Annotated in this window: 20 protein-coding genes and 1 pseudogene; 15 read left to right on the top strand and 6 right to left on the bottom strand. The window is 62.9% G+C overall.

Annotated features, from left to right (window positions below):
- Position 1 precedes the first annotated feature (1 nt).
- Positions 2 to 799, bottom strand: a complete 798-nt coding sequence (locus AC1PLA_RS00760; protein ID WP_481105369.1) for an SIR2 family protein — start codon at positions 797 to 799, stop codon at positions 2 to 4.
- A 747-nt stretch (positions 800 to 1,546) separates the two neighbouring features.
- Between AC1PLA_RS00760 and AC1PLA_RS00765 the strand changes: the two genes are divergently transcribed.
- The 5 genes from AC1PLA_RS00765 to AC1PLA_RS00785 all read left to right on the top strand — a co-directional run bounded on the left by AC1PLA_RS00765 (position 1,547) and on the right by AC1PLA_RS00785 (position 3,732).
- Complete coding sequence (locus AC1PLA_RS00765) at positions 1,547 to 1,900, top strand: SymE family type I addiction module toxin (RefSeq protein WP_481105370.1); 354 nt, start codon at positions 1,547 to 1,549, stop codon at positions 1,898 to 1,900.
- 103 nt (positions 1,901 to 2,003) lie between these two features.
- On the top strand, positions 2,004 to 2,153 hold the full coding sequence (locus AC1PLA_RS00770; protein ID WP_481105371.1) for a hypothetical protein: 150 nt from the start codon (positions 2,004 to 2,006) through the stop codon (positions 2,151 to 2,153).
- A gap of 364 nt (positions 2,154 to 2,517) precedes the next feature.
- Complete coding sequence (locus AC1PLA_RS00775; protein WP_146091146.1) at positions 2,518 to 2,988, top strand: hypothetical protein; 471 nt, start codon at positions 2,518 to 2,520, stop codon at positions 2,986 to 2,988.
- A 58-nt stretch (positions 2,989 to 3,046) separates the two neighbouring features.
- The gene (locus tag AC1PLA_RS00780) at positions 3,047 to 3,457 is read left to right on the top strand and encodes a DUF4279 domain-containing protein (RefSeq protein WP_166772866.1); all 411 of its coding nucleotides are present in this window, start codon (positions 3,047 to 3,049) and stop codon (positions 3,455 to 3,457) included.
- 164 nt (positions 3,458 to 3,621) lie between these two features.
- Entirely contained in the window at positions 3,622 to 3,732 is a 111-nt protein-coding gene (locus AC1PLA_RS00785; RefSeq protein WP_425520374.1) for a SymE family type I addiction module toxin, read from the top strand.
- A 68-nt stretch (positions 3,733 to 3,800) separates the two neighbouring features.
- Here AC1PLA_RS00785 and AC1PLA_RS00790 read toward each other — a convergent pair.
- A pseudogene (locus AC1PLA_RS00790) lies at positions 3,801 to 4,115 on the bottom strand (XVIPCD domain-containing protein); the annotation flags it as partial.
- Between the two features lie 165 nt (positions 4,116 to 4,280).
- Between AC1PLA_RS00790 and AC1PLA_RS00795 the strand changes: the two are divergent.
- Together AC1PLA_RS00795 and AC1PLA_RS00800 are read left to right on the top strand one after the other, a co-directional pair.
- The gene (locus tag AC1PLA_RS00795) at positions 4,281 to 4,739 is read left to right on the top strand and encodes an outer membrane protein assembly factor BamE (RefSeq protein WP_228608324.1); all 459 of its coding nucleotides are present in this window, start codon (positions 4,281 to 4,283) and stop codon (positions 4,737 to 4,739) included.
- A 125-nt stretch (positions 4,740 to 4,864) separates the two neighbouring features.
- A complete protein-coding gene (locus AC1PLA_RS00800) occupies positions 4,865 to 5,332 on the top strand; it encodes a hypothetical protein (RefSeq protein ID WP_243851883.1) in 468 nt (155 codons plus the stop codon).
- Between the two features lie 124 nt (positions 5,333 to 5,456).
- Here AC1PLA_RS00800 and AC1PLA_RS00805 read toward each other — a convergent pair whose 3' ends face one another.
- From AC1PLA_RS00805 to AC1PLA_RS00815, 3 genes are all read right to left on the bottom strand, one after another.
- The gene (locus tag AC1PLA_RS00805) at positions 5,457 to 6,188 is read right to left on the bottom strand and encodes a carbon-nitrogen hydrolase family protein (protein ID WP_208415064.1); all 732 of its coding nucleotides are present in this window, start codon (positions 6,186 to 6,188) and stop codon (positions 5,457 to 5,459) included.
- 238 nt (positions 6,189 to 6,426) lie between these two features.
- Positions 6,427 to 7,686 carry a hypothetical protein gene (locus tag AC1PLA_RS00810; RefSeq protein WP_481105372.1) on the bottom strand — a complete coding sequence of 420 codons (1,260 nt, stop codon included), beginning with the start codon at positions 7,684 to 7,686 and terminating at the stop codon, positions 6,427 to 6,429.
- Positions 7,687 to 7,967: 281 nt separating this feature from the next.
- The gene (locus tag AC1PLA_RS00815) at positions 7,968 to 8,633 is read right to left on the bottom strand and encodes a hypothetical protein (RefSeq protein WP_166769382.1); all 666 of its coding nucleotides are present in this window, start codon (positions 8,631 to 8,633) and stop codon (positions 7,968 to 7,970) included.
- Positions 8,634 to 8,857: 224 nt separating this feature from the next.
- Between AC1PLA_RS00815 and AC1PLA_RS00820 the strand changes: the two genes are divergently transcribed.
- Positions 8,858 to 9,538: a DUF4142 domain-containing protein gene (locus tag AC1PLA_RS00820; RefSeq protein ID WP_481105373.1), complete on the top strand. Its 681-nt coding sequence runs from the start codon at positions 8,858 to 8,860 to the stop codon at positions 9,536 to 9,538.
- A gap of 173 nt (positions 9,539 to 9,711) precedes the next feature.
- Here AC1PLA_RS00820 and AC1PLA_RS00825 read toward each other — a convergent pair whose 3' ends face one another.
- A complete protein-coding gene (locus AC1PLA_RS00825; RefSeq protein WP_166769384.1) occupies positions 9,712 to 9,951 on the bottom strand; it encodes a hypothetical protein in 240 nt (79 codons plus the stop codon).
- Positions 9,952 to 10,316: 365 nt separating this feature from the next.
- On the opposite strand from AC1PLA_RS00825, the gene AC1PLA_RS00830 reads away from it, so the two are divergent.
- The 7 genes from AC1PLA_RS00830 (at position 10,317) to AC1PLA_RS00860 (ending at position 21,487) form a co-directional block, all read left to right on the top strand.
- Positions 10,317 to 13,433 (top strand): maltotransferase domain-containing protein, encoded by a 3,117-nt coding sequence (locus AC1PLA_RS00830; RefSeq protein ID WP_481105374.1) that lies wholly within the window; start codon positions 10,317 to 10,319, stop codon positions 13,431 to 13,433.
- The gene (treS, locus tag AC1PLA_RS00835) at positions 13,430 to 16,780 is read left to right on the top strand and encodes a maltose alpha-D-glucosyltransferase (RefSeq protein WP_415916622.1); all 3,351 of its coding nucleotides are present in this window, start codon (positions 13,430 to 13,432) and stop codon (positions 16,778 to 16,780) included. The genes AC1PLA_RS00830 and treS overlap by 4 nt, the downstream gene beginning before the upstream one ends.
- An 11-nt stretch (positions 16,781 to 16,791) precedes the next feature.
- Positions 16,792 to 18,975 (top strand): 1,4-alpha-glucan branching protein GlgB, encoded by a 2,184-nt coding sequence (glgB, locus tag AC1PLA_RS00840; protein ID WP_047130568.1) that lies wholly within the window; start codon positions 16,792 to 16,794, stop codon positions 18,973 to 18,975.
- 233 nt (positions 18,976 to 19,208) lie between these two features.
- Positions 19,209 to 19,367, top strand: coding sequence for a hypothetical protein (locus tag AC1PLA_RS00845; RefSeq protein ID WP_481105375.1), 159 nt, complete (start codon positions 19,209 to 19,211; stop codon positions 19,365 to 19,367).
- Entirely contained in the window at positions 19,364 to 19,663 is a 300-nt protein-coding gene (locus tag AC1PLA_RS00850; protein ID WP_481105376.1) for a hypothetical protein, read from the top strand. The genes AC1PLA_RS00845 and AC1PLA_RS00850 overlap by 4 nt, the downstream gene beginning before the upstream one ends.
- Positions 19,653 to 19,925: a hypothetical protein gene (locus AC1PLA_RS00855; RefSeq protein WP_481105377.1), complete on the top strand. Its 273-nt coding sequence runs from the start codon at positions 19,653 to 19,655 to the stop codon at positions 19,923 to 19,925. The genes AC1PLA_RS00850 and AC1PLA_RS00855 overlap by 11 nt, the downstream gene beginning before the upstream one ends.
- Positions 19,922 to 21,487 (top strand): PepSY-associated TM helix domain-containing protein, encoded by a 1,566-nt coding sequence (locus AC1PLA_RS00860; protein ID WP_481105378.1) that lies wholly within the window; start codon positions 19,922 to 19,924, stop codon positions 21,485 to 21,487. Before AC1PLA_RS00855 ends, AC1PLA_RS00860 begins: the two co-directional genes overlap by 4 nt.
- Positions 21,488 to 21,535 lie beyond the last annotated feature (48 nt).

The following is a 21,535-nucleotide window of genomic DNA, read 5'->3' on the forward strand; positions in this document are numbered from 1 at the left end:
ATTAATCTGCTCTAGACTCTCTGTCGATTGTTAGCATCGAATCAAGCCAATCGCTACTTGCGCCGCTCCTGGATACAAGTAGAGCGATATTTCTACGTTCGGCGTCGCTACTTCTACGATACAAGTGGTCAAAGAGATCTCGCTCATACTCAACAGCCGCCTTACGAGGTTGCGTCACTATCTTCTTCAATTTTTTTTCAATAAAAGATTGGTCGCCGTTAATCGCCGAAAATCTGGACCAGTTTTGAAGAGTATTTGCTATCTGTTTGTGTTGGTCGCGATCATCGTACGGAATTGGCTCAATTCCTCGTGATCGCCAATCACTAAGAACTACTTGATCAATAACCTCCCGATAGGGTACAAATGCATATCGTGGTTTAAGATCCGTAAAACGATTGTTGTCAGCAGCAATGGCATTAAGTAGATATCTCATGGGCGGGTCGTTAGCGCTATAGCCAATTAAGACGATGTGGAATAGTCGCGCAGTATCATAGATAAACTCCGGCACGACTTGTCGACGCAAATAGAACTCTCCAAAGTCACGATCAGTTACTATGCATTGACTGCTACGCCTAGGATTTTTCTCTATTGCTCCGTGGATATGAAGCACCCCAGAAAAATCAGAAGATTTTCCGGGTCTAGGTATGGATGATAGCGAATAGGTTTGAAGGGGCTTTCTGGCCTGCTGGGCGGCCTGTTCAAGAAGTAAATCAAAATTGGTAGTGACAATTGTAGTTGCCGCTCCTCTGTCTGCCAGAGATAGTAGTGATTTATGCAAATCACTTGGTTTCCGGCTCATTCGACGTATTTGGTCGCTGATTTCATATCTAACCGACGTTTTGTTCGTAGTAGAGGAATCAATGCGGCGTTCCAGCATTCCTAGTGCGACATCATAATCTGCTTGAGCAAATCGCTTTGCTTCGGCTAATTGGTAATACTCAAGTCCGCCCGTTTCAATGCCTTCGAGATTGTTTTTTCGCGAGGAATGCTCATTAATACGTTATAGAGTGGCCGATCAAGTCGGCTATATATCTGCAACGTTAAGTCGCGAAAATCTGGTAGTCCAGAAGGAATGGATGTGCCTGCTCCAGTCACAAAAATCACATCGCCACGTCCATGTGCAAGCAATAGTCTTTCAGGTAACAGGCAACAATCGCCACCCAGTAGCAGTTGCCTGCTTTCGCTGGGATCCTGTTTGGCTAAATATCGCATTGGAGGATTGATGTTAGTTGGCAGGGATCTATCGTATCCGATCATTCAACGCACGGTTTCCACTTTTGTGGTTGACAGTGAGAATTCGTGCGTAGCATGATCTAACCAAGGAGCGTAGAAACTCCCCTAAGAGCGGTACCCACCTCCGTCAAACCGGTGGGTTTTTTGTGCCTGCAGCATCTTGCGGGTGCAACCGACGCGATGCCTGCGTCGGGAGGGCGGCTAATACAACACCCTTCGGGGAAATACGCCCGCCGACTCTTAGCGGTTTCTAACCTCCCGACATCCCGTCGCCACCCGGCGGCGGGGCCTGTTCGTCAAGGAGGGCTTTGCCATGCGTCGATCCACGTCCCGTCCCACATCCGCACGCAAGCGCGCCACGGTGCCGCCACCCACCGAGATCGGCTGGCACTCGCTCGACCCCTCGATCCCGCCGCGGCCCTACCTCGAGCGCACCCCCATCCCCGAGCCCCGCCCCGATCCCAGCAAGCCACGCCGCCCAGGCCACCCGCGCGCGCCGCAACACTGCACCGTCGGCTACGGCTACTACCCCGACAGCCACCAACGCATCCCCACCCTGCGCCTACGCGGCCGCTGGCTGGAACAACTCGGCTTCACCATCGGCAGCAAACTCCACATCCGCATGCGCAACGGCGAGCTGGTCGTCACCGTCGCACCTACGGACTAACCAGGTGCGCAGCGCACGCGCAGCCCGCACCAGCACCCGCGCGCCCCGCGCCAATCGCCACACCGTGCGCGCTCCCTGCTCACCGCGCAGAGGAGGGACACAGATGGAGCACCCCGCCGTCGTCTTGCATCTCACTCTGGACCAACGCGACCAGCTCGACCGCCTGCTACGCAGCCTCATCGCTCATGGCGACGTCATCGCCATGAGCAAACCGGAGCGCCTGGAGGCGCAGACGCTGCCCACGCTCGGGTAAGCCATCTTTGATGCGGCCAATGCCGTGCGTGAGATGCTTGAGCAGCCGGTGGAGCGAAAGCCGGGCAGGTCGTATCTGCATGCCGAAGATGACGGTTATTGTGGTTTGAAACTAGTGATCGCGCGCCAGTTGCCTTCGAGTGTTGGCATTCTGAGATTTCAGCGACTTGCATCGTTAGGCCAGATGTCCTTGGTTGTAAAGGGCGGTCGCTGCAAAGATGCGGCCATGGCACTGGCGATGGGTAGCTGGACTGCTGCAAAGGCAGCCTATTTCACAGGCTTGCAACGATTGACTGCTCTCAGCGACTCAGCGAGGATCGTGTTGTGCCGCGCTTAGGCGGTTCAATGATGGTTAGGCACTGCCAATGAACATTCCAGATAGCATGAAGAGCGAGCTTGGCCTCTGGAATGACGGCCGGGGAATTGATCTGGAGAGCTGGGTTGGCTGCATGGGAAATTTTGCCCTCGCTACTGGCTACTTGACTCTGTTCTGGCCGCGCTTCGTGGAATTTGAGGGTTACATCTTTAGAGAAGGCTTCTCAATTGAGTCCCTGCGCGCCTGGGAAGCCGCTAGCGGATCGACGCGGAAGTCCGTTGAGTGGGTAATGAACCATCTGCACATCGCCGATATTCACTACAACGACAACGAGCACCTCGCAGAAGACAAGGTGATCTTGCTGGGTGAGTCGCTAAAAGAGATCTACCAATTCAAGCTCGCGTTGCAGTTCCCGAACTCGCCATGTGTGGTGGAATTCTATAAGGCCGCCCCGGGCGGTGCTATCGAAGACTACGAGATTGCGTTCTGGCAGCTAAAGCATGAACCGGTCATCGCCTAACAGTTCATCCAAGCCGACGCCGCTTCGCGGTGCGGCTTAACTCATACATTGGAGCCCAATGGGAGCACTCGAGTCTTCCGTAGCAACACTCAGATTCTTTGGAGACGATCTGGTGCCTGATGAGATCAGCGCGTTGCTTTTGGGCAGCCCAACAGCCTCCAAGCATAAGGGGCAAGAACTTAAGTCGAAGAGCGGCGTAGTGAGTATTGCCAAGACTGGTAGCTGGAGACTGACTTCAACGCGACGCGAGCCTGAGGATCTTGAGGCACAGATCTTCGAAATCCTGGACCAGCTCACCCAAGACTTGAGTGTGTGGGCCCACTTGAGCAATCGCTATGAGCCCGACCTGTTCTGCGGCATCTTCATGGCCGGGAGGAATGATGGTCTACCACTTTCCGCTAAAGCCCTGCTGGCGCTCGGACAAAGAGGTATTTCCTTAGGCTTGGATATCTATGACCCAACCAGCTAGAGATCCAATGCCGCGTCAGAAAAACCTTTCAAAGCAAACCTGCTTTGGCAGCGGCTGAACTCAAACGCCAGATGGCCTAAGGTGCCGCCACCCACCCACGTGCCCTGCAACACCGCACCGTCGGCCAGGGCTATTACCTCACCAGCCACCAACTCATTCCCACGCTGCGCCTACGCGGCGGCTGGATAGAACAATTTGGCTCCACCATCGGCAGCAAACTCCACATCCGCATGCGCAACGGCGAGCTGGTCGTCAGTGTGGCGCCCGCGGACTAACGTGTGGGCTACGCGTACACATTTGTTGGGTCTGGTCTGGTGTGCCGCCGGTGAGCGGGGCTGCGGTCTCACACCATTCCATGAGGTGGAGTAATCGAAGTTTTCTGTTGCTGTTCCTGCTGTTCCTGCTGTTGCCGGTACATCTGGCCAAGCGCCTGCACCTGGCTCGACTGCTCTACTGGCTGTGCGATGGCGTCGCCTGTTTTCATGTGCGCCATCAGGTAAGCAGGGTTGTCGAGCGCCCCTTGAATAACAAATATGCTCTCGCCCTGCTGCACAGAACTTGTCTCTGTACTCAGCACGATGTGATCGATCTTTGATAGCCCGTTCTCATTGGCCAGATATGCGCTGGTCGCTGCCAGTCGGGCGCCTCGGTGCCGGTATGTTGTGGGGGAAGCTACGTGTTGTAAGCTTTGGCACACTCATTGCAGGCGGCAGTGCTGAGGGCATAGGTGCAACACCGTAACCTTTGCGGCGACTCACTTCCTAACAATCCATTCAAGCCAAATATTGCTTTGCAAATTGGCTGAATTCACACGTATGGCATTATGAAAGTTCTTGAAATATTTCCCTTGGCTGGTGTTGGCTTTGTAAAACTCGGTATGTCGCGCGCCGAAGTTCATGCCGTCATGGGGGCGCCTTCAACTAGCTTTCTTAAAGTTCCTACGTCTCCCTATCCTACAGACGCGTGGCATCACAATGGGTTTCAGGTGTTTTACGGGGGCATCGAGCCGAGCGTAGAGTTTATAGAACTGTACCGGGATTGCGGCTTTGAGGTTCTCTGCCTTGGCCAGCATGTATTTAGCACACCAGCTTCAAAACTAGTCGAGCAATTCCTTACGGTTACTCCTTTTGATCCATTTGACAAAGAGTTGGGGAACAGCTACGTGTTCCCAGCGCTTGAGCTTGCTGTGTGGCGTCCGGATATGGAAGAGCCGCAGGGTAAATACTTCTCAACAGTGGGCATCGGTTGCGTTGGCTACTTCTCAGATGCGACTGCCAGCTGAGCGTAACGGGGTCATATAAATTAAAGTCAGCCTGTCCCCGTTTTGGTGCTACCCAAGGGCGTGAGCAATTGACGAAAAACAGCGCGTCGACGACGATCATTCGAGTCAATTCCTCTGGAGCTGTAATGCCGCCCGAAGTACAAGAACTGCAAGACGCCATTACGTCTATCCCTGGCATTACCGATGCGGCGGTGGGCAAGGTGGATCTTTCTGATGTCACGGAAAGCGACTTCGGTCTTCTTCCGTATGCCGACCTGCCGCTCGGTGCGTTGAAGCGCACAAAGGGAGGCTTGGCCAACGAGCTTGCCATCTCCGTCAACTTTGGTATCACGCGTGATGCGAAAGGCTTCAAGGCACTCGAGTTCCTTTCCTGGTGGGTACGCGATTCGGCGCGAGCGGGCGAGCCGATGCAGATCAGGTGCGTTGCGCTTCCACCCATCGGCGAGCAGTTTGGCACGTCACTTCGCTTTTGCATCGATTATTTTTACGCGGATCCCGAGCAGGATATCGGCAATCTACTGTCCAAGGTAGGGAAGTTGGCCGTTGAGCTCAACAGCGCAAAGGGCTTATATCCCCAGGTCGTTGCGTCCTGACACTGCGTTCAAGCCAAACCCGCCGCCGCGGATGTCCTCGCGCAGCGGCTGATGCAGCGGGCAAGTGAGATTACCGAGTGTCACCGCACAGGTAGGGCTGCCTTGCGTTGGTCCTGGCCTGACCTCAAGGCAATCTGAAGACGCTCGCTTCTCCATTCCTTGTGTCGTACGCCACCAATGCCTCCTGGAAGGCATCAGCGCTACAAACGAGGTCACCCTCACTGCTCCAGATGGCAGACCGCCCCGCTCCTATGAAGGTATCGGCGGGGCCTACACAATTCGCCGTCAAGACAGTCAGGGAATGCTTTTTTGCAATCGTCGGATAATGACTGTAGGCCGATGTCACGCCTCTTTCCGACTTGGCCACGCTTGCCAGGTACACGCCAGCACCTGACGCTGCAGCTTGTTCCGCATGGCTTGCCTGCAGTGACTCGTAGCAAATGGCAGGCGCCAGCAGCTGATCTGCGTGTCTGAGCACAACCTGCTCGGTACCGGCGGTGAAGAACGGTAACTCGTCGGGGTGTAACTGCTGCTTGGAGTAGCTTGTGCACCCTAGCCCCGGCTGGAAGCAGAGCATGCTGATCTCGGTGCCTTTTGCTCCCTTCGTGGGCGCGCCAACGGCGATGAGCATGCCGTACCGGTCACTTGCCAGCTGAAATTGATCAAAGCGCTGATCAGCCGGCTGCACCGCCAGCGTCTGCGCCAATCCGGGTTCGTAACCGGTGAGGGAAAGCTCGGGAAAGACCAGCACATCCGCACCCCTGCTCGCCGCCAGGCGAATGACATCGAGGTGCTTACTGATGTTTTCTTCGATTTGGCCAGGCGTTGAAAGGATTTGCGCAGCTGTCAGCTTCATTGCCTGTCTCGCGTCCACGTATTAGGGCTGAGCGTAGCGGATTCCGAAAGGCGGGTAACCAGAGTGCGCTTGAAAGCCCGGATATGCTGCTCGAACGCCTACACTTTCGAAAGCGAGACGTCTTGCCTGGATGCCCATCTTCAGCGCCGGTCTCAGGAGGATAGGTTGCCCGGATGGTTACCGGTCTTCTCCAGCGTGATCGGTTATAAATCAGGGGGCGCCGCACCGAAGCAGGGACTCATTTGTTGAGCACCTTGGTTGTCCACACCTGGTCGTAGTCGGCATTGTGTGCCTTGGTGAATCCGTTGGTATCGCTGCGTCCATCGTCGACCTTCTGGCCATCCTTGTAGATTACGTAATGGCGCCCGCCGGCAGCCTGGTCGCCGTGGTAATGCAGCTGCATCCGGTACACCAGCCTGCTCTCTTCCGCTGCTGGTGTCGCCTGTTGATGTTCACCGTTGCTGGCCATTGGCTTTATCTGTAACAGCGGTGTCGCCTGCTGCGGATGGGCCACGACCCAGCGCCTGAAGTTGGCCTGGTCCTGCGCTGACGTTTGCCCGGACGCTGGCCAGATGTAGAGAAAGGTTGCCGGCGTATTGGGTGCTGTATTGACGGCCGGCATGTGCCACTCATAGACCTGTTGCTTGCCGTCGGCTGCCGTCATCTCGAGCAGGCGGGCACTGCCTTGCGATGGGTTGCCGGCGGCACCTGACAGTTCACTGATCGGCGCCAGGCCGGAGCCCGGTATGGCGCCCGCCAGTGCCACTAGCAGGTCGCGCTGGTTTGTCACTTCCTGCTCGTTCAACGACAGCGAGCGCAGGTAGCGCGAACGCAGACTGAAACGGTAGCGCGTTTCCTGCAGGGTGAATTCCCCTTCGACCCTGGAGGCTTCGTGCCAGTCGTGTCCGGGTGCCAGATTGACGGTGCCGTGCATGATGCAAAACCCCTGCTGGGACTGTGCCGCTGGCGGGAAGGGGGATGCGCTGCTGGTGATCGAGGCCAGGATTTCCTTGGTGCGCCGTTCGGTGATGCCCTGCAGGCGGCTGATGGCCGTCTTCTGGAAACGAAAGGTGGTGCCATCGCGATGGGTGAAGCCGGTGACCTGTACGACGTTCGGGTCGAGCGGCAACGTGTCTTCCGCGTGTGCGACGATGACCCTGCCATCATCTTGTGCCAGCGTTTTCACCGGCTTGATCAGTTGGCGCACCTTGCCATCGCTGGCCGATGCTTGTGCGGTCAGCAGGCGCTGCGCATAGCTGGCCGCGTCTTCGCGGTAGGTATCGATGTCGCCCCAGTAAAACTGCGCGGAACTTCCCAGAAAGTGCAGGGGCACATCGGTCGTCACGGCAAGACGCCCGATGCAGTAACTGGTGTTGACGGGATTGTCCGCCGACGGCAGCAACGATTTGTTGGTGGTGTTGGTTGTGCTGCAAGCGGCAAGCAACGCCATGGCAGCAAGCAGCGGTGCGCGCATCAAACGCGTGGCGGAACGTCTCAACGCAATTCCTTCAAAACAGCAATCGGCAATGATAGATGACGCCGGTCCACGCGGTGCGTCACCCCTGAAAAGGTCTTCTGGCGCGCCCTGCTGCTATCAGCTTCCACCGCACCGCTTGCGGGATCGAGCGAGCCAAATCCGTTCTGGTCGGTGCAGGCCAGCGGGAATGGCACCGCGCCACCTCGCATCGGCTTTTATGCCGCGCGGTGGTCGATGGCGTGCCTGCTTCGATGCGCCTGCCACTGCAGGCGTGCGGCGCACCGGAGTGGCTAGGCTTGCGATTACTTCTTTCGGTACACCCCGCCGAAAGAAACGTTCATTCCGCCGCATTCCAGGTTGTCGTCGGCCAGCAGCATGTCGCCCAGCAATTGCAGGCGCACCTTGCACGTGTCCTCGTTGACCTCGACGCGGTTGCCCTCTGGATAGCCGCGCGCGGTGACCGAGCCCGTGTGCGGACCGCCCGGCGTCTGTTCCGGGTCGGGAAAGGCGCTGGGCCAGTACGCATCGCCGTTGACGGTGATGCTGCCGTCTGGGTTGGTGGTCAATTGCAGCGTGTTGTCGCCGTCGTGCCAGTGGCCGTTCCAGGCCTGCGCTGTGGGCGTGGCCGCGCTTGGCTGCATCTGCAGGCTGGACTGTGCGACCCAACCAGCATTGCCGCCTCCCTTGTTGGGATAGAGCACGCAGACGAAGGCATTGCGGCGTTGCGCCGTCAGGACGATATCGTTCTTGACCACGTAGGCGCGCCCCTGGCATGCGGCACCGCCCGTGTCCGGGCAGCCATCGGTGTCCTTGAGCAGGTACAGGCGCGGCGGGATGACCTTGCCGAGTGAGAACGCCACCGGTGCGCTGGTGAACAACCCATTGCGGCAGGTGGCATCGTCGTCGGCAGGCGCGGCGTGGACCAGTGGCGAAACGCCCAACAGGGCAAGCATCCAGGCCTTGTGCATGGCAATCACTCCAAATGTGGCGCGATAGTGTGCGGCAAACCGGGCCGTCTTTCAGCAGGAAAGTGCCACCACACGCCACCCATGCCACAGCCGCGCCGACCACGGCCAGGTCCACGCCCGCGCGCAAGCTCGGGCCGCCGATTGCGGTGTGGTGCCGCGCATGGTGCGGCGTTGTGCGTTCGCCTTCGGAAGACGCGTACGTCTGAATCACTCAGTGGACGTGTATGAGCCTTCTTCACCTGGGCAGGCAGATGCTGCTGTCTCCAATCGAGAGGGAGTGGAGCATGAAACAGTCACTGTTGGTCCTGTCCATCGTCGCGGCGCTGGCGCTCACTGGCTGCAAGCCGAATGCCGACAAGGAGGCCGCAGCGCCTGCCGCGTCCACCGAGCCGACGCCGACCGGTGGCGCGGCGACCCCGACCACGCCGCCTGTCGGCGAAGCCAGCCCGGCGCCTGAAGGCGCGGCACGCGCGAGTTCCGGAGACGACATCGCCCTTGGCTTGCTCGGGGCGGTGGACAACCACGAGATCGCCGCAGCGAAGCAGGCGCAGGACAAGAAGGTCACCGGCGCGGTGCTGGAGTACGCGAAGATGATGGAAAAAGAGCACACCGAGAACTTGGAAAAGACCAAGGCGCTGGGAACGCTGGCCGAAACCCCGGACGTCAAGAAGCTGGAGAGCAAGGGCGAGCAGGACCTGTCCACGCTGGGGCAGAAGGCCGGCAAGGACTACGCGGCGGCCTACATCGATGCAATGATCGCCGGGCACAAGGACGCGCTGCAGCTGATCGAGACACAGATGATGACGGTGGCGTCGACCGAGCCGGTCAAGCAGCATCTGACCGAGACCAAGACGCACGTCGAGCAGCACCTGGCGAAGGCGGAAGCCGTCAAGAAGGCGATGTGAGCGTGGGCGTGGCAGATCGCCGGTCTGCCACGCCTGGCCTGCAAGCGGCGAATGAGCGCGACATCGCCATCTTGAGCTCTGGGGGCCTGCGCGGGCGTCGATCAAACGTTCTCTGGCGATGCGTTCGAGCCCACGTCGCGTTACCGCAAACGTGATGGCAACCGACCTTCTGCTCAGCGGCACCGATCGAAGGTTCTGACACCCGAGCAATACGAAGAACTCAGATAGACGATCTCATCGACTCCGTCCTTGTCCAGGTCGACAACCTGCACGAAGCCGGCGTAGTCCTCCTTGACGATGTCGTCGTTGACGCTGGCGTCTTGCCAAAGCCCTACGATCTCTTCGGCACGGCTCGGGCTCAGCCTTTGATCCTTTGCCGTTGCAATTGTGGCGATGGTCAGCAGCGCCGCCATGACGTAGCTCCGCATCCTTGCTCTCCCTGCAGGTTGAGGCCCTAGCCTACAACCCTTGGGACTTGGCCAGTGCTGGCTGAGCCCTCACCACAGCCGCGCTTGTTTGATTTTCGTCAATTCCACCGACACATGAAATTCGCAGTGGGGGTGCTTGACTGCATCGGTCAAGAATCGTTGCGGAGTTGCGCATGAGTGCAGTCACGGTAGAAAGGGTCGACCAGGCCTTGAGTAGGCAGGGGTCGATCCGGACGGGAGTTGGACTGGTGCGTCGTGACCGAGCGCCGGTGGATCTGCGGGGTGGGTCGGCCCGCGTCGTCTCCTTTGTCACGGTGCGTGCGCGCGCCGTGGTTTGCTGAGGGGGCGCTATGCGGATCTGTGTTCTCAATGAGGCAGCCGGCGAGCAGGCCGGGCTGGAGCAGCGCTGCAAGTCGGCGCGTGAGGCCGGCTTTGACCATGTGGTGCTCGCGCCGCCGTTTGCGCGCGACGCCGAAGGCCGGCTGAGCGAAGTCGCAACCACCGGCGAGGAAGACGCGCAGCGTCTGCGCGAGGTGGTGCAGGCCGCGCACCGGGCCGGCGTGAAGCTGCTGCTCGATGTGCGCCTGGATGAAGTGGGCGGTGCCAGCGCCGTGGTGCGCGACAACCCGCAGTGGTTCCGCGCACGCAGCACGGCGGTGCCGGACCCGCGCCAGCCGCGCGCCACGCCGGAAGTGGCCGAGGCACGCTTTACCTATGCGCAGGAAGGTGCGGCGCTGGTGGAGTGGTGGAGCGCGCGCTTGCTGGACTGGGCCTCGCAGGGCGTGGCCGGCTTCCGCCTGTTGCAGCCGCAGCAGGTGCCGGCGCAGCGCTGGCGCGAGCTGATCGCCCGCGTGCATGCGCAGGCACCGGAGGTGGTGTTTGCGGCGTGGACGCCGGGCCTGGGCATCGAGGCCTTGCAGCAGCTGGCCGGTGCCGGGTTCGATGTGGCGTTCTCCTCGCTCGCATGGTGGGACGGGCGCGGCAGCTGGTTCTTCGACGAAGACACGGCGCTGCGCGCGTTGGCGTCGCAGGTCGTGGCGGTGGTGGGCGCGCCCGATGGCAAACGTGCGGCCACTGCCGGGCAGCACTGGCAACTGGCCCAGGCACTGGGCGGGGCGTGGTTGCTGGACGAGACGCAGCTGGAGACGTTGCCCTTGTCGATCAGGGCCCGCGATGGCGTGCCACCGAGCAATGCCGGTTTGCGGTTGCGTCCGCTGCTGCGCGAGGGCACCGGCCTGACGGCGGTGGCGATCGAGCCGCTGGGCGGCTTGCCGTCGCTGCTGTTGATCAACGGCGACGCCGATCATGTGGTGCCGGTCCCGGCGCCGGATCTGCTGCGCCTGCTCGGCGATGCCGAAGCGCTGGTGGGCGAGGACGGCAGCACGCTCTCCGGCGCAACGCTGGAAGCATTGGAGCCGGGCGAGGTGCGGGTCTATCGCAGCGTGCCGGCCCGGCACGTGCTGGCGGTGCCGCGCATGCGCCCGCGCCCGCAGACCGCGGCCGCCTGGCCGCGCGTGTGCATCGAGTCGGTGACGCCGTCGGTCGATAACGGCCGCTTTCCGGTCAAGCGCACCGTGGGCGACCGCATCTGCGTGGAAGCCGATGCGTTCTGCGATGGGCACGACCGTATCGCGGTGGCGGTGCTGTGGCGCCCGGCCGATGCCAAGACCTGGGCCAGCGCGCCGATGCGTGCGTTGGGCAACGATCGCTGGCGTGCGGAGTTCCCGCTGGAGCGCATCGGCACCTATGAGTTCCGGGTGGAAGGCTGGCGCGATGTGTTCGCCACCTTGCATGCGGATCTGGAAAAGAAGCGCGCCGCCAACACGGTGCTGCCGGTGGACGTGCAGGAAGCGGTGGCCGTGGTGCAGGCCGCGCACGCACGCAGCAGCGGTGCCTTGGCCGAGCGCCTGCAGGCCGTCCTCACCCGTATCGGCGCGCAGAGCGAGCCGCTGCAGCAGCTGGCGATCGTGCTGGAGCCGGACACCGCGCAGGCGATGGCAGCGGCCGACGACAAGCCGTTCCGCTCCGAGACGCCGGTGACCTTCCGGGTGGAGTCCGAGCGGCGCGCGGCGCATTTCGCCAGCTGGTACGAATTGTTCCCGCGCTCGCAAAGCGGCGATCCGCAACGGCACGGCACCTTCGACGATGTGATCAAGCGCCTGGCGCATATCCGCGCGATGAACTTCGATGTGCTGTACATGCCGCCGATCCACCCGATCGGCGCGAAGAACCGCAAGGGCCGCAACAACTCGGTCACCGCGGTCGACGGCGAGCCGGGCAGCCCGTATGCGATCGGCGCGGCCGATGGCGGCCACACCGAGGTGCATGCCGAGCTCGGCGGGCTCGAAGGCTTCCGCCGCTTGATCCAGGCCGCACGTGCGCATGGGCTGGAAGTGGCGCTGGACTTCGCCATCCAGTGCGCGCCGGATCACCCGTGGTTGAAGGACCACAAGGACTGGTTCACCTGGCGCGCGGATGGCTCGATTCCGTATGCGGAGAACCCGCCGAAGAAGTACCAGGACATCGTCAACGTCGACTTCTACGCCAGCGGCGCGGTGCCGGACCTGTGGAACACGTTGCGCGATGCGGTGCTGTTCTGGGTCAACGAGGGCGTGACGCTGTTCCGCGTCGACAACCCGCATACCAAGCCGTTCCCGTTCTGGGAGTGGTTGATTGCCGATATCCGCGGGCGCCGGCCGGATGTGGTGTTCCTGTCGGAGGCCTTCACCCGGCCGAAGATGATGTACCGCCTGGCCAAGTGCGGTTTCTCGCAGTCCTATACCTACTTCACCTGGCGCAACCACAAGCACGAGTTGCAGGAGTATGTGGAAGAGTTGAACCAGGGCGTGCCGCGCGAGTGCTTCCGTCCGCACTTCTTCGTCAACACGCCGGACATCAATCCGCTGTTCCTGCAGACCAGTGGGCGCAACGGGCATCTGATCCGCGCCGCGCTGGCAACCACGCTGTCGGGGCTATGGGGCATGTACCAGGGCTTTGAGCTGTGCGAGGCCACGCCGTTGGCGCCGGGCAAGGAAGAGTATCTGGACTCGGAGAAGTTCCAGCTGCGCGCCTGGCCCGAGCGTGCGCCCGGCGACATCGTCGATGAGATCACCCGTTTCAATCAGCTGCGCCGCATGCACCCGGAGCTGCAGTCGCACCTGGGCACGCGCTTCTACCAGGCGCACAACGACCAGGTGTTGTACTTCGGCAAGTTCCTGGATGCCGGCTACCTGTCGCGCAGCCGCAGCATGGTGTTGGTGGCGATCAACCTGGACCCCAACGCTGCGCAGGATGCCGCAATCGAAGTGCCATTGTGGGAGTTGGGCCTGCCCGATCACGCCAGCGTGGCGGTGGACGACCTGTGGGACGGCCACCGCTTCACTTGGCAGGGAAAACAGCAACACATCCGTTTAGAGGCGACGCGGCCGTTCGCGTTATGGCGCATCCGCGCAGGAGAGGTCGCATGAATGCAGTCCCATCGTTACAAGCCGACGCGGAACAGTCCGCGGTGGTTGCAGACCAGCTTTGGTACAAGGACGCGATCATCTATCAGGTGCACGTCAAGTCGTTCTTCGACTCCAACGACGATGGCATCGGCGATTTCCCGGGGCTGATTTCCAAGCTGGATTACATCGCCGAACTCGGCGTGGACACCATCTGGCTGCTGCCGTTCTACCCCAGCCCGCGCCGCGACGACGGCTACGACATCGCCGAATACATGGCGGTGCATCCGGACTACGGCAGCATCGAAGACTTCGAGCAGCTGGTGGCGCAGGCGCATGCACGCGGCATCCGCATCGTCACCGAGCTGGTGATCAACCACACCTCCGATCTGCACCCGTGGTTCCAGCGCGCACGCAACGCGCCGGCCGGCTCGCCGGAGCGCGACTTCTATGTGTGGTCGGACACCGACCAGGAATACGAAGGCACGCGGATCATTTTCTGCGATACCGAAAAATCCAACTGGACCTGGGACCCGGTGGCCGGGCAGTACTTCTGGCACCGCTTCTACTCGCACCAGCCGGACCTGAACTTCGACAACCCCGCGGTGCTGGAAGCGGTGCTGGAAGTGATGCGCTTCTGGCTGGACCGCGGTGTGGACGGCCTGCGTCTGGATGCGGTGCCGTACCTGATCGAGCGCTCCGGCACCTCCAACGAGAACCTGCCGGAAACCCACGCGATCCTGCGCAAGATCCGCGCCACGCTGGATGCCGAGTACCCGGACCGCATGCTGCTGGCCGAGGCCAACATGTGGCCGGAAGACACCCAGCAGTACTTCGGCCAGAACGCCGACGAATGCCATATGGCGTTCCACTTCCCGCTGATGCCGCGCATGTACATGGCGATCGCACGCGAAGACCGCTTCCCGATCACCGACATCATGCGCCAGACCCCGGAGATTCCGGAGAGCTGCCAGTGGGCGATCTTCCTGCGCAACCACGATGAGTTGACGCTGGAAATGGTGACCGATTCGGAGCGCGATTACCTGTGGCAGACCTATGCCGCCGACCGCCGCGCACGCATCAATTTGGGCATCCGGCGCCGGTTGGCGCCGCTGCTGGAGCGCGACCGCCGCCGCATCGAGCTGATGACCTCCCTGTTGCTGACCATGCCCGGCACGCCGGTGCTGTACTACGGCGACGAGATCGGCATGGGCGACAACATCCATCTGGGCGACCGCGATGGCGTGCGCACGCCGATGCAGTGGTCGATCGACCGCAATGGTGGTTTCTCGCGCGCCGACCCGGCGCAGCTGGTGCTGCCGCCGGTGATGGACCCGCTGTACGGTTTCCAGGCAGTGAATGTGGAAGCGCAGATCCGCGACCAGCATTCGCTGCTGACCTGGACCCGCCGCGTGCTCAGCGTGCGCAAGCGCTACCAGGCCTTCGGCCGCGGCAGCCTGCGCTTTCTGTATCCGGGCAACCGCCGCATGCTGGCCTACCTGCGGTGCTACCAGGACGAGACGGTGCTGTGCGTGGCCAACCTGTCGCACACGCTGCAGGCGGTGGAGCTGGACCTGTCCGAGTTCGAGGGCCGCGTGCCGGTGGACATCATCGGCGGCGGCAGCTTCCCGCCGGTCGGGCGGCTGACCTATCTGCTCACCGTGCCGCCGTTCGGCTTCTACGCATTCCAGCTGGTCAGCGAAGGCACCTTGCCGGACTGGCATGTGCCCAGCCCGGTGCCGTTGCCGGACTACCGCACGCTGGTGTTGCGCAGCGATACCGACGAGAGCAATGCGCTGCTGCCGCATCTGCCCACGCTGGAAGCGGAGATCCTGCCGGCCTGGTTGTCGGCACGGCGCTGGTTCTCTGCCAAGGACCAGGCACTCAAGCACGTGCGCATCTCGCGCCGTACGCCGTTGCCGGGCGCCGAGCCGATGAGCCTGCTGGAGCTGGAAGTGGAGCTGGAAGACGGCCACCACGAGAGCTACATGCTGCCGGTCGGCATCGTGTGGGAGCGCGACCAGCCCAGCACCCTGGCCGAGCAGCTTGCGCTGGCCCGCGTGCGCCAGGGCCGCGAGGTGGGTTACCTCACCGATGCCTTCGCGCTCAAGCCGATGGTGCGCGGGGTGATCGACGCATTGCGCGACAACGCCGCGCTGGAGTTCTGCGATGGCGACGACGCCTCGCAGCAGGGACAGGTGCGCTTCGAGGCGACACCGGCGCTGGCCACGCTGGAGATACCGCAGGATCCGGAGATCCGCTGGCTGTCGGCCGAGCAGAGCAATAGTTCGCTGGTGGTGGCCGACAAGGCGGTGTTCAAGCTGCTGCGGCACGTGGCCAACGGTGCCAACCCGGAGATCGAGATCGGCCGTCGCCTGACCGAGATGGGCTACGGCAACGCTGCGCCCTTGCTGGGCAGCGTCAGCCGTATCGATGCGCAAGGCACCATCACCACGATCGCGCTGTTGCAGGGCTTCATCCGCAACCAGGGCGATGCCTGGCGCTGGACGCTGGACCATCTGGCACGCAGCTTCGACGAGTACGCCACCGCGCAGACCGACGAATCGCGTGCCGAGGCCATCGCCGGCTACGATGCCTTTGCCGCGGTGGTCGGCAAGCGCCTGGCCGAGCTGCACGAGGCCTTGTCGCGCGACACCGACGATGCCGACTTCGCCCCGCAGCGCATCGACCTGCCCACCGCCAACGATGTGGTGGCTGGCGTCGCACGCCAGGTCGAAGAGATGTGGGACACGGTCAACGCACGCCTGGCCGGCAGCGACGATGCGACCGAACGCGAAGCGCTGCAGGCAGTGCTGGCCGAGCGCCCGCAGCTGGACGCCTTGCTCGCCCAGGCACCGAGCGTGCTGGCAGACTCCTTGTTGACCCGCGTGCACGGCGACTTCCACCTGGGCCAGATCCTGGTGGCCTTCGACGATGTGGTGCTGATCGACTTCGAAGGCGAGCCGGCCAAGCCGCTGTCCGAGCGGCGCGCCAAGGCCAGCCCGCTGCGCGATGTGGCCGGCTTCCTGCGCTCGCTCGATTACGCCAGCGAAGTGTCGGCACGTGGCGAGGAAGGCACGGCCGCGCGTGCGGGCGTGGGCGTGGACACGCATCTGGACGAGTTCCTGGTGCAGTTCCGCCGTCGCTCCACACAGGCGTTTCTGGACGCGTACCATGCCGTGCTCGACGCCAGTACGCACCCGTGGATCGCACCGGCAGCGTTCAACGCGGCCACCTTGCTGTTCCTGGTGGAGAAGGCCTGTTACGAGGTGCGTTACGAGGCTGCCAACCGCCCCGGCTGGCTGATGGTGCCGATCGAGGGCTTGCGACGCATCCTGCACCGCGCGCGCGCTGGTGCGGGAGACACATGATGAGTGGAGTGATGACAGCAGTGACCAATCGATGGGATCCCGGCGCAACCCGCGCCCTGGCCGAGGCACGCCATGGCGACGCATTCGCCATCCTGGGCGCGCACCCGACCGACAGCGGTCGGCTGCTGCGCACCTATCAACCGGGTGCCAACTACGTCAATGCCGTGCTCGACGATGGCCAGGTCATCGCGCTGGAAGCAGGCCCGGAGCCGGGCCTGTTCGCCGGCGCGTTGCCGGCGCAGGGCGGCTACCGCCTGCGCATCGGCTGGCCCGGCGGCGAGCAGGACACCGCCGACCCGTATGCGTTCGGCCCGCAGCTCAGCGACTTCGACCTGCACCTGATCAGCGAAGGCCACCACCTGCAGTTGGCCGACGCGCTCGGCGCCAACGCGGTCGAAGTCGATGGCGTACGCGGCACGCGCTTTGCGGTGTGGGCGCCCAACGCCACGCGCGTGGCGGTGGTGGGCGATTTCAACAGTTGGGACGCGCGCCGGCATCCGATGCGGCTGCGGCACCAGTCCGGCGTGTGGGAGCTGTTCGTGCCCGATGTCGGCCCGGGCGCGCATTACAAGTACCAGCTACGCGGCCCGCATGGGAACGAGTTGCCGGCCAAGGCCGACCCGGTGGCGCGGCGTGCCGAGCTGGCGCCGGGCACCGCCTCGATCGTGGCCGACCCCACCCCGCACCAGTGGAGCGATGACGGCTGGATGGCCACGCGCGCGCGCCGCCAAGCGCACGACGCACCGATGAGCATCTATGAGATCCACGCCGGTTCCTGGTTGCGCGAGGAAGGCGTGGACCTGGACTGGGATGGCCTGGCCGACCGCTTGATTCCGTACGTGGCCGATATGGGCTTCACCCATGTCGAGCTGATGCCGGTGACCGAGCATCCGTTCGGCGGCTCGTGGGGCTATCAGCCGCTGGGCCTGTTCGCGCCGACTGCGCGTTTCGGCTCTCCGGATGGCTTTGCCCGCTTCGTCGATCGCTGCCATCGCGAAGGCATCGGCGTGATCGTCGACTGGGTGCCGGCGCATTTCCCCACCGATGCCCACGGCCTGGCGCACTTCGACGGCACCGCGCTGTACGAACATGCCGACCCGCGCGAAGGCTTCCACCGCGACTGGAATACGCTGATCTACAACCACGGGCGGCGCGAGGTGTCCGGGTTCCTGATCGCCAGTGCGCTGGAGTTCCTGCAGCGCTTCCACGTCGACGGCCTGCGCGTGGATGCGGTGGCCTCGATGCTGTACCGCGACTACAGCCGCAATGCCGGCGAGTGGGTGCCCAACATCCACGGCGGGCGCGAGAACTACGAGACCATCGCCTTCCTGCGCCGGCTCAACGAGGTGGTGCGCGAGCACACGCCCGGCGCGGTGATGATTGCCGAGGAATCCACCGCGTTCCCCGGCGTCACTGCCGATGTGGCGCACGGCGGCCTGGGCTTCCACTACAAGTGGAACATGGGCTGGATGCACGACACCCTGCATTACGCCGCACTGGATCCGATCTACCGCCGTTACCACCATGGCGAGCTGACCTTCAGCATGGTCTACGCGTATTCGGAGCGCTTCGTGCTGCCGATCTCGCACGACGAAGTGGTGCACGGCAAGGGCTCGTTGCTCGGCCGCATGCCGGGCGACGACTGGCAGCGCTTTGCCAACCTGCGCGCCTACCTGGGTTACATGTTCACCCACCCGGGGCGCAAGTTGCTGTTCATGGGCTGCGAATTCGGCCAGCCCACCGAGTGGAACCACGACGGCGGCATCCCCTGGCATCTGCTGGATGACCCGCGCCATCGCGGCGTGCAGACCCTGGTGCGCGATCTAAATCGGCTGTATGTCGAATATCCCGCGCTGCACGCGCAGGACGACGACCCGGCCGGGTTTGCCTGGGTGGTTGGCGATGACGCGGCCAACAGCGTGGTCGCGTTCCTGCGCAAGGCAAAGCGCGGCGATGCGCCGGTGCTGGTGGTAATCAACTTCACCCCGATCGTGCAGCACGGCTACCGCATCGGCGTGCCGCAAGGCGGCCAGTGGCGCGAGGTGTTCAATAGCGATGCCGGCATCTACGGCGGCGCGAACCTGGGCAATGGCGGTGTGGTGAGCGCCGAGCAGCAGTCCATGCATGGCCATGCGCAATCCCTGCCGCTGCTATTGCCGCCGCTGGGCGTCATCGTGCTGACGCCGCAGGGCTGATGCAGCACACATAGCGCCGGACCGCTGGTCCGGCGCTATGGCACCTGTTAGATTGCGCGCCGTAGAGCGGCCAACACCTCGCTGCGCGCGCCCACCGGGCGGTACAGCAGGGGTGTCACCCGCTCATTAGGCGGCCCGGAGAGGGCTGCCGGGCACAGCCGCCGCCATGCCTTCCGTCGACCGTGTGTACGGGAGTGTTGTGCGTGGGCATTTTGATGGCGGTGGTTTCTTCGATGGTTGATCCGTTTATCCATGTTGTGCGCATCGCTGGATGCGCGCATGCACTGGTGTGGGTTACATATTCGCTGTGTGTCGGCGCGCAAGGTGGCGGCATGTGGCCGGTGCAGCTCGGTGTGTTGCGTTTCTCCGATGCAATGCAGGCGCAGGCATGAGCGGTTTGATGACCTGGTGCTACCTGCTCGGCGCTGCGGTGTCGGCGCTGGCGTTCTACCTGGCAACACGGCATCAACGCCTGTGGCCGCAGCGCCGGCTGCCCGCGCGCGCGCTACGCATCGTCGCCAGTGCGTTGCTGCTGCTGTCGCTGGGTTGCGCCATGCATGCTTTGGGCGCCTGGGCCGGCATCTTCGCCGCAGTGACGGCGCTGATGCTGGTGGCGGTGGCGCTGCCATATCTGGATGCCTGGCAGCAGGCGCGTACGCAACGCAGGCAGGTGCGCCATGTGGGCTAGATGGCTGGCTGCAGTGATGCTGGGTCTGCCGCTGGCGGTCGGCGTGGTGGGCCTGTGCGCCCTGTTGCTGCCGGGGCCGCAGCAGAGTTACACGCTGGCATGGCTGCTGCTGATGTTTCCGGCCTGGGTGGGTGCGATTGCGCTGCCGTTCGTGTTCCGTCGCGCATCGCGCGCCTGGGTCGTGCTCGGTGGGCTGACGCTGCTGTGCTACCTCGCGCTTGCGGGCATCAAGGCATTGGGTTGGACAGAGCTGGGCGCATGAAAGCATCGACCTTGCGCGCGTTTCTGTCGGTCCACAGCTGGATGGGTCTGTTGGCGGGCATGGCCTTGTTCATCGCCTTCTACGCCGGCGCCATCACCGTGTTCACGCATGAACTGAGCGGCTGGCAGGCGACGCCGCCTGTCACACAGCCTGTGCCGGCAGATCCCGTCGCCGCCACGCAGACCTTGCTGGATGCGGTGATCGCCCGGCATCCGCAGGTGGCCGACTCCTTCCTGGTGCTGCTGCCCGGCGAGCACGGGCCGATCCCGCGGCTGTACTGGTATGGGCCGCAGGCCGAGGCCAGTGGCGGCATGCGGCAGTATCAGCAGGCCGCCGATGGCCGCCTGCTGGAATTGCCGCAGCGCGTGGGCTTTGCCGATTTCCTCTACGACCTGCACTTCACCGCCGGCCTGCCACGCGTGTTCGGCACCTATCTGTTCGGTGTGGTGAGCGTGCTGTACGGGCTGGCGTTGCTCAGCGGGGTGGTGCTGTACGCGCCGGTGTTCTTCAAGGACCTGTTCGCGCTGCGGCCGGGCCATAACCTCAAGCGGCTGTGGCAGGACGCGCACAACGTGGTCGGCATGTTGTCGCTGCCGTTCCATGTGATCTTTGCCTGGTCCGGCGCGGTGTTGTGCCTGGGCGTGCTGTTGCTGGCGCCGTTCCAGTTCCTGGTGTTCGACGGCAAATTAATGCAGATCCTGGCACCGGAGTTCGAACTCACCCCACATGTGCAAGCGGCCAGGCGTGCGGCACCGGTGTTGCCGGTTGCGGTGCTGCTGGACAAGGCGCGCGTAGCCAGCCCTGGCTTGGTACCGGAGAGCATCGGGTTCCATGATGCAGGCGATGCCCATGCACGCGCGGAAGTGTATGGCCACAACGATCAGCGCCGCCTCAACACACTCGGTGGCGTGGCGTTGGACGCGGCAACCGGCCAGGTCCTGCGCGTGCTCGAACCAAGGACGATGTCGCCAGGCACCGCCGCCTTGCGCGGGCTGCAAGGGCTGCACTTCGGCAACTTCGGGCATGCACCAGTGCAGTGGCTGTATTTCCTGCTCGGGTTGGGCGGTGCGTTCCTGTTCTACAGCGGCAACCTGCTGTGGATCGAAACACGCCGCAAGCGTCGGCTGGTGGATCAACCGCGCCGCACGCACGCGATGGCGCGCCTGACCATCGGCGTCTGCCTGGGCAGCGTCGCCGGCATCTCGGCCTTGTTCATCGCCGCACGCCTGCTTGCGCAAGGACAGGAGCGTTATGTCTATTACGCGGTCTTTGCGGCCGTGCTGGTGTGGGCGCTGGTCCGCCCCACCGCACGCGGTGCGTACGAGGTGTTGCTGGCCTGCGCTGTCCTCACGGCGCTGATTCCGTTGGCCAGCTGTGTTTCCACGCGTGGCGTGGTGCTGCCGTGGCAGGACGCAACGGTGCTGGTCGTGGACTTGATCGCCTTGGTGTTGGCATGGGCGTACTGGCAACTGGCGCGTGCGAGCAGGCGGCGCGGACTGCAGGGCGATCCCAACAGCGTCTGGACGTGGAAGCGCGCGCAACGCGCTGAGTCTATGCACTGACGCGACTGATGCCCGGCACGCTACGGTGTGCCGGGCATCAGCTGCGGC

It is taken from the genome of Xanthomonas sp. NCPPB 1826 (genome assembly GCF_056725285.1).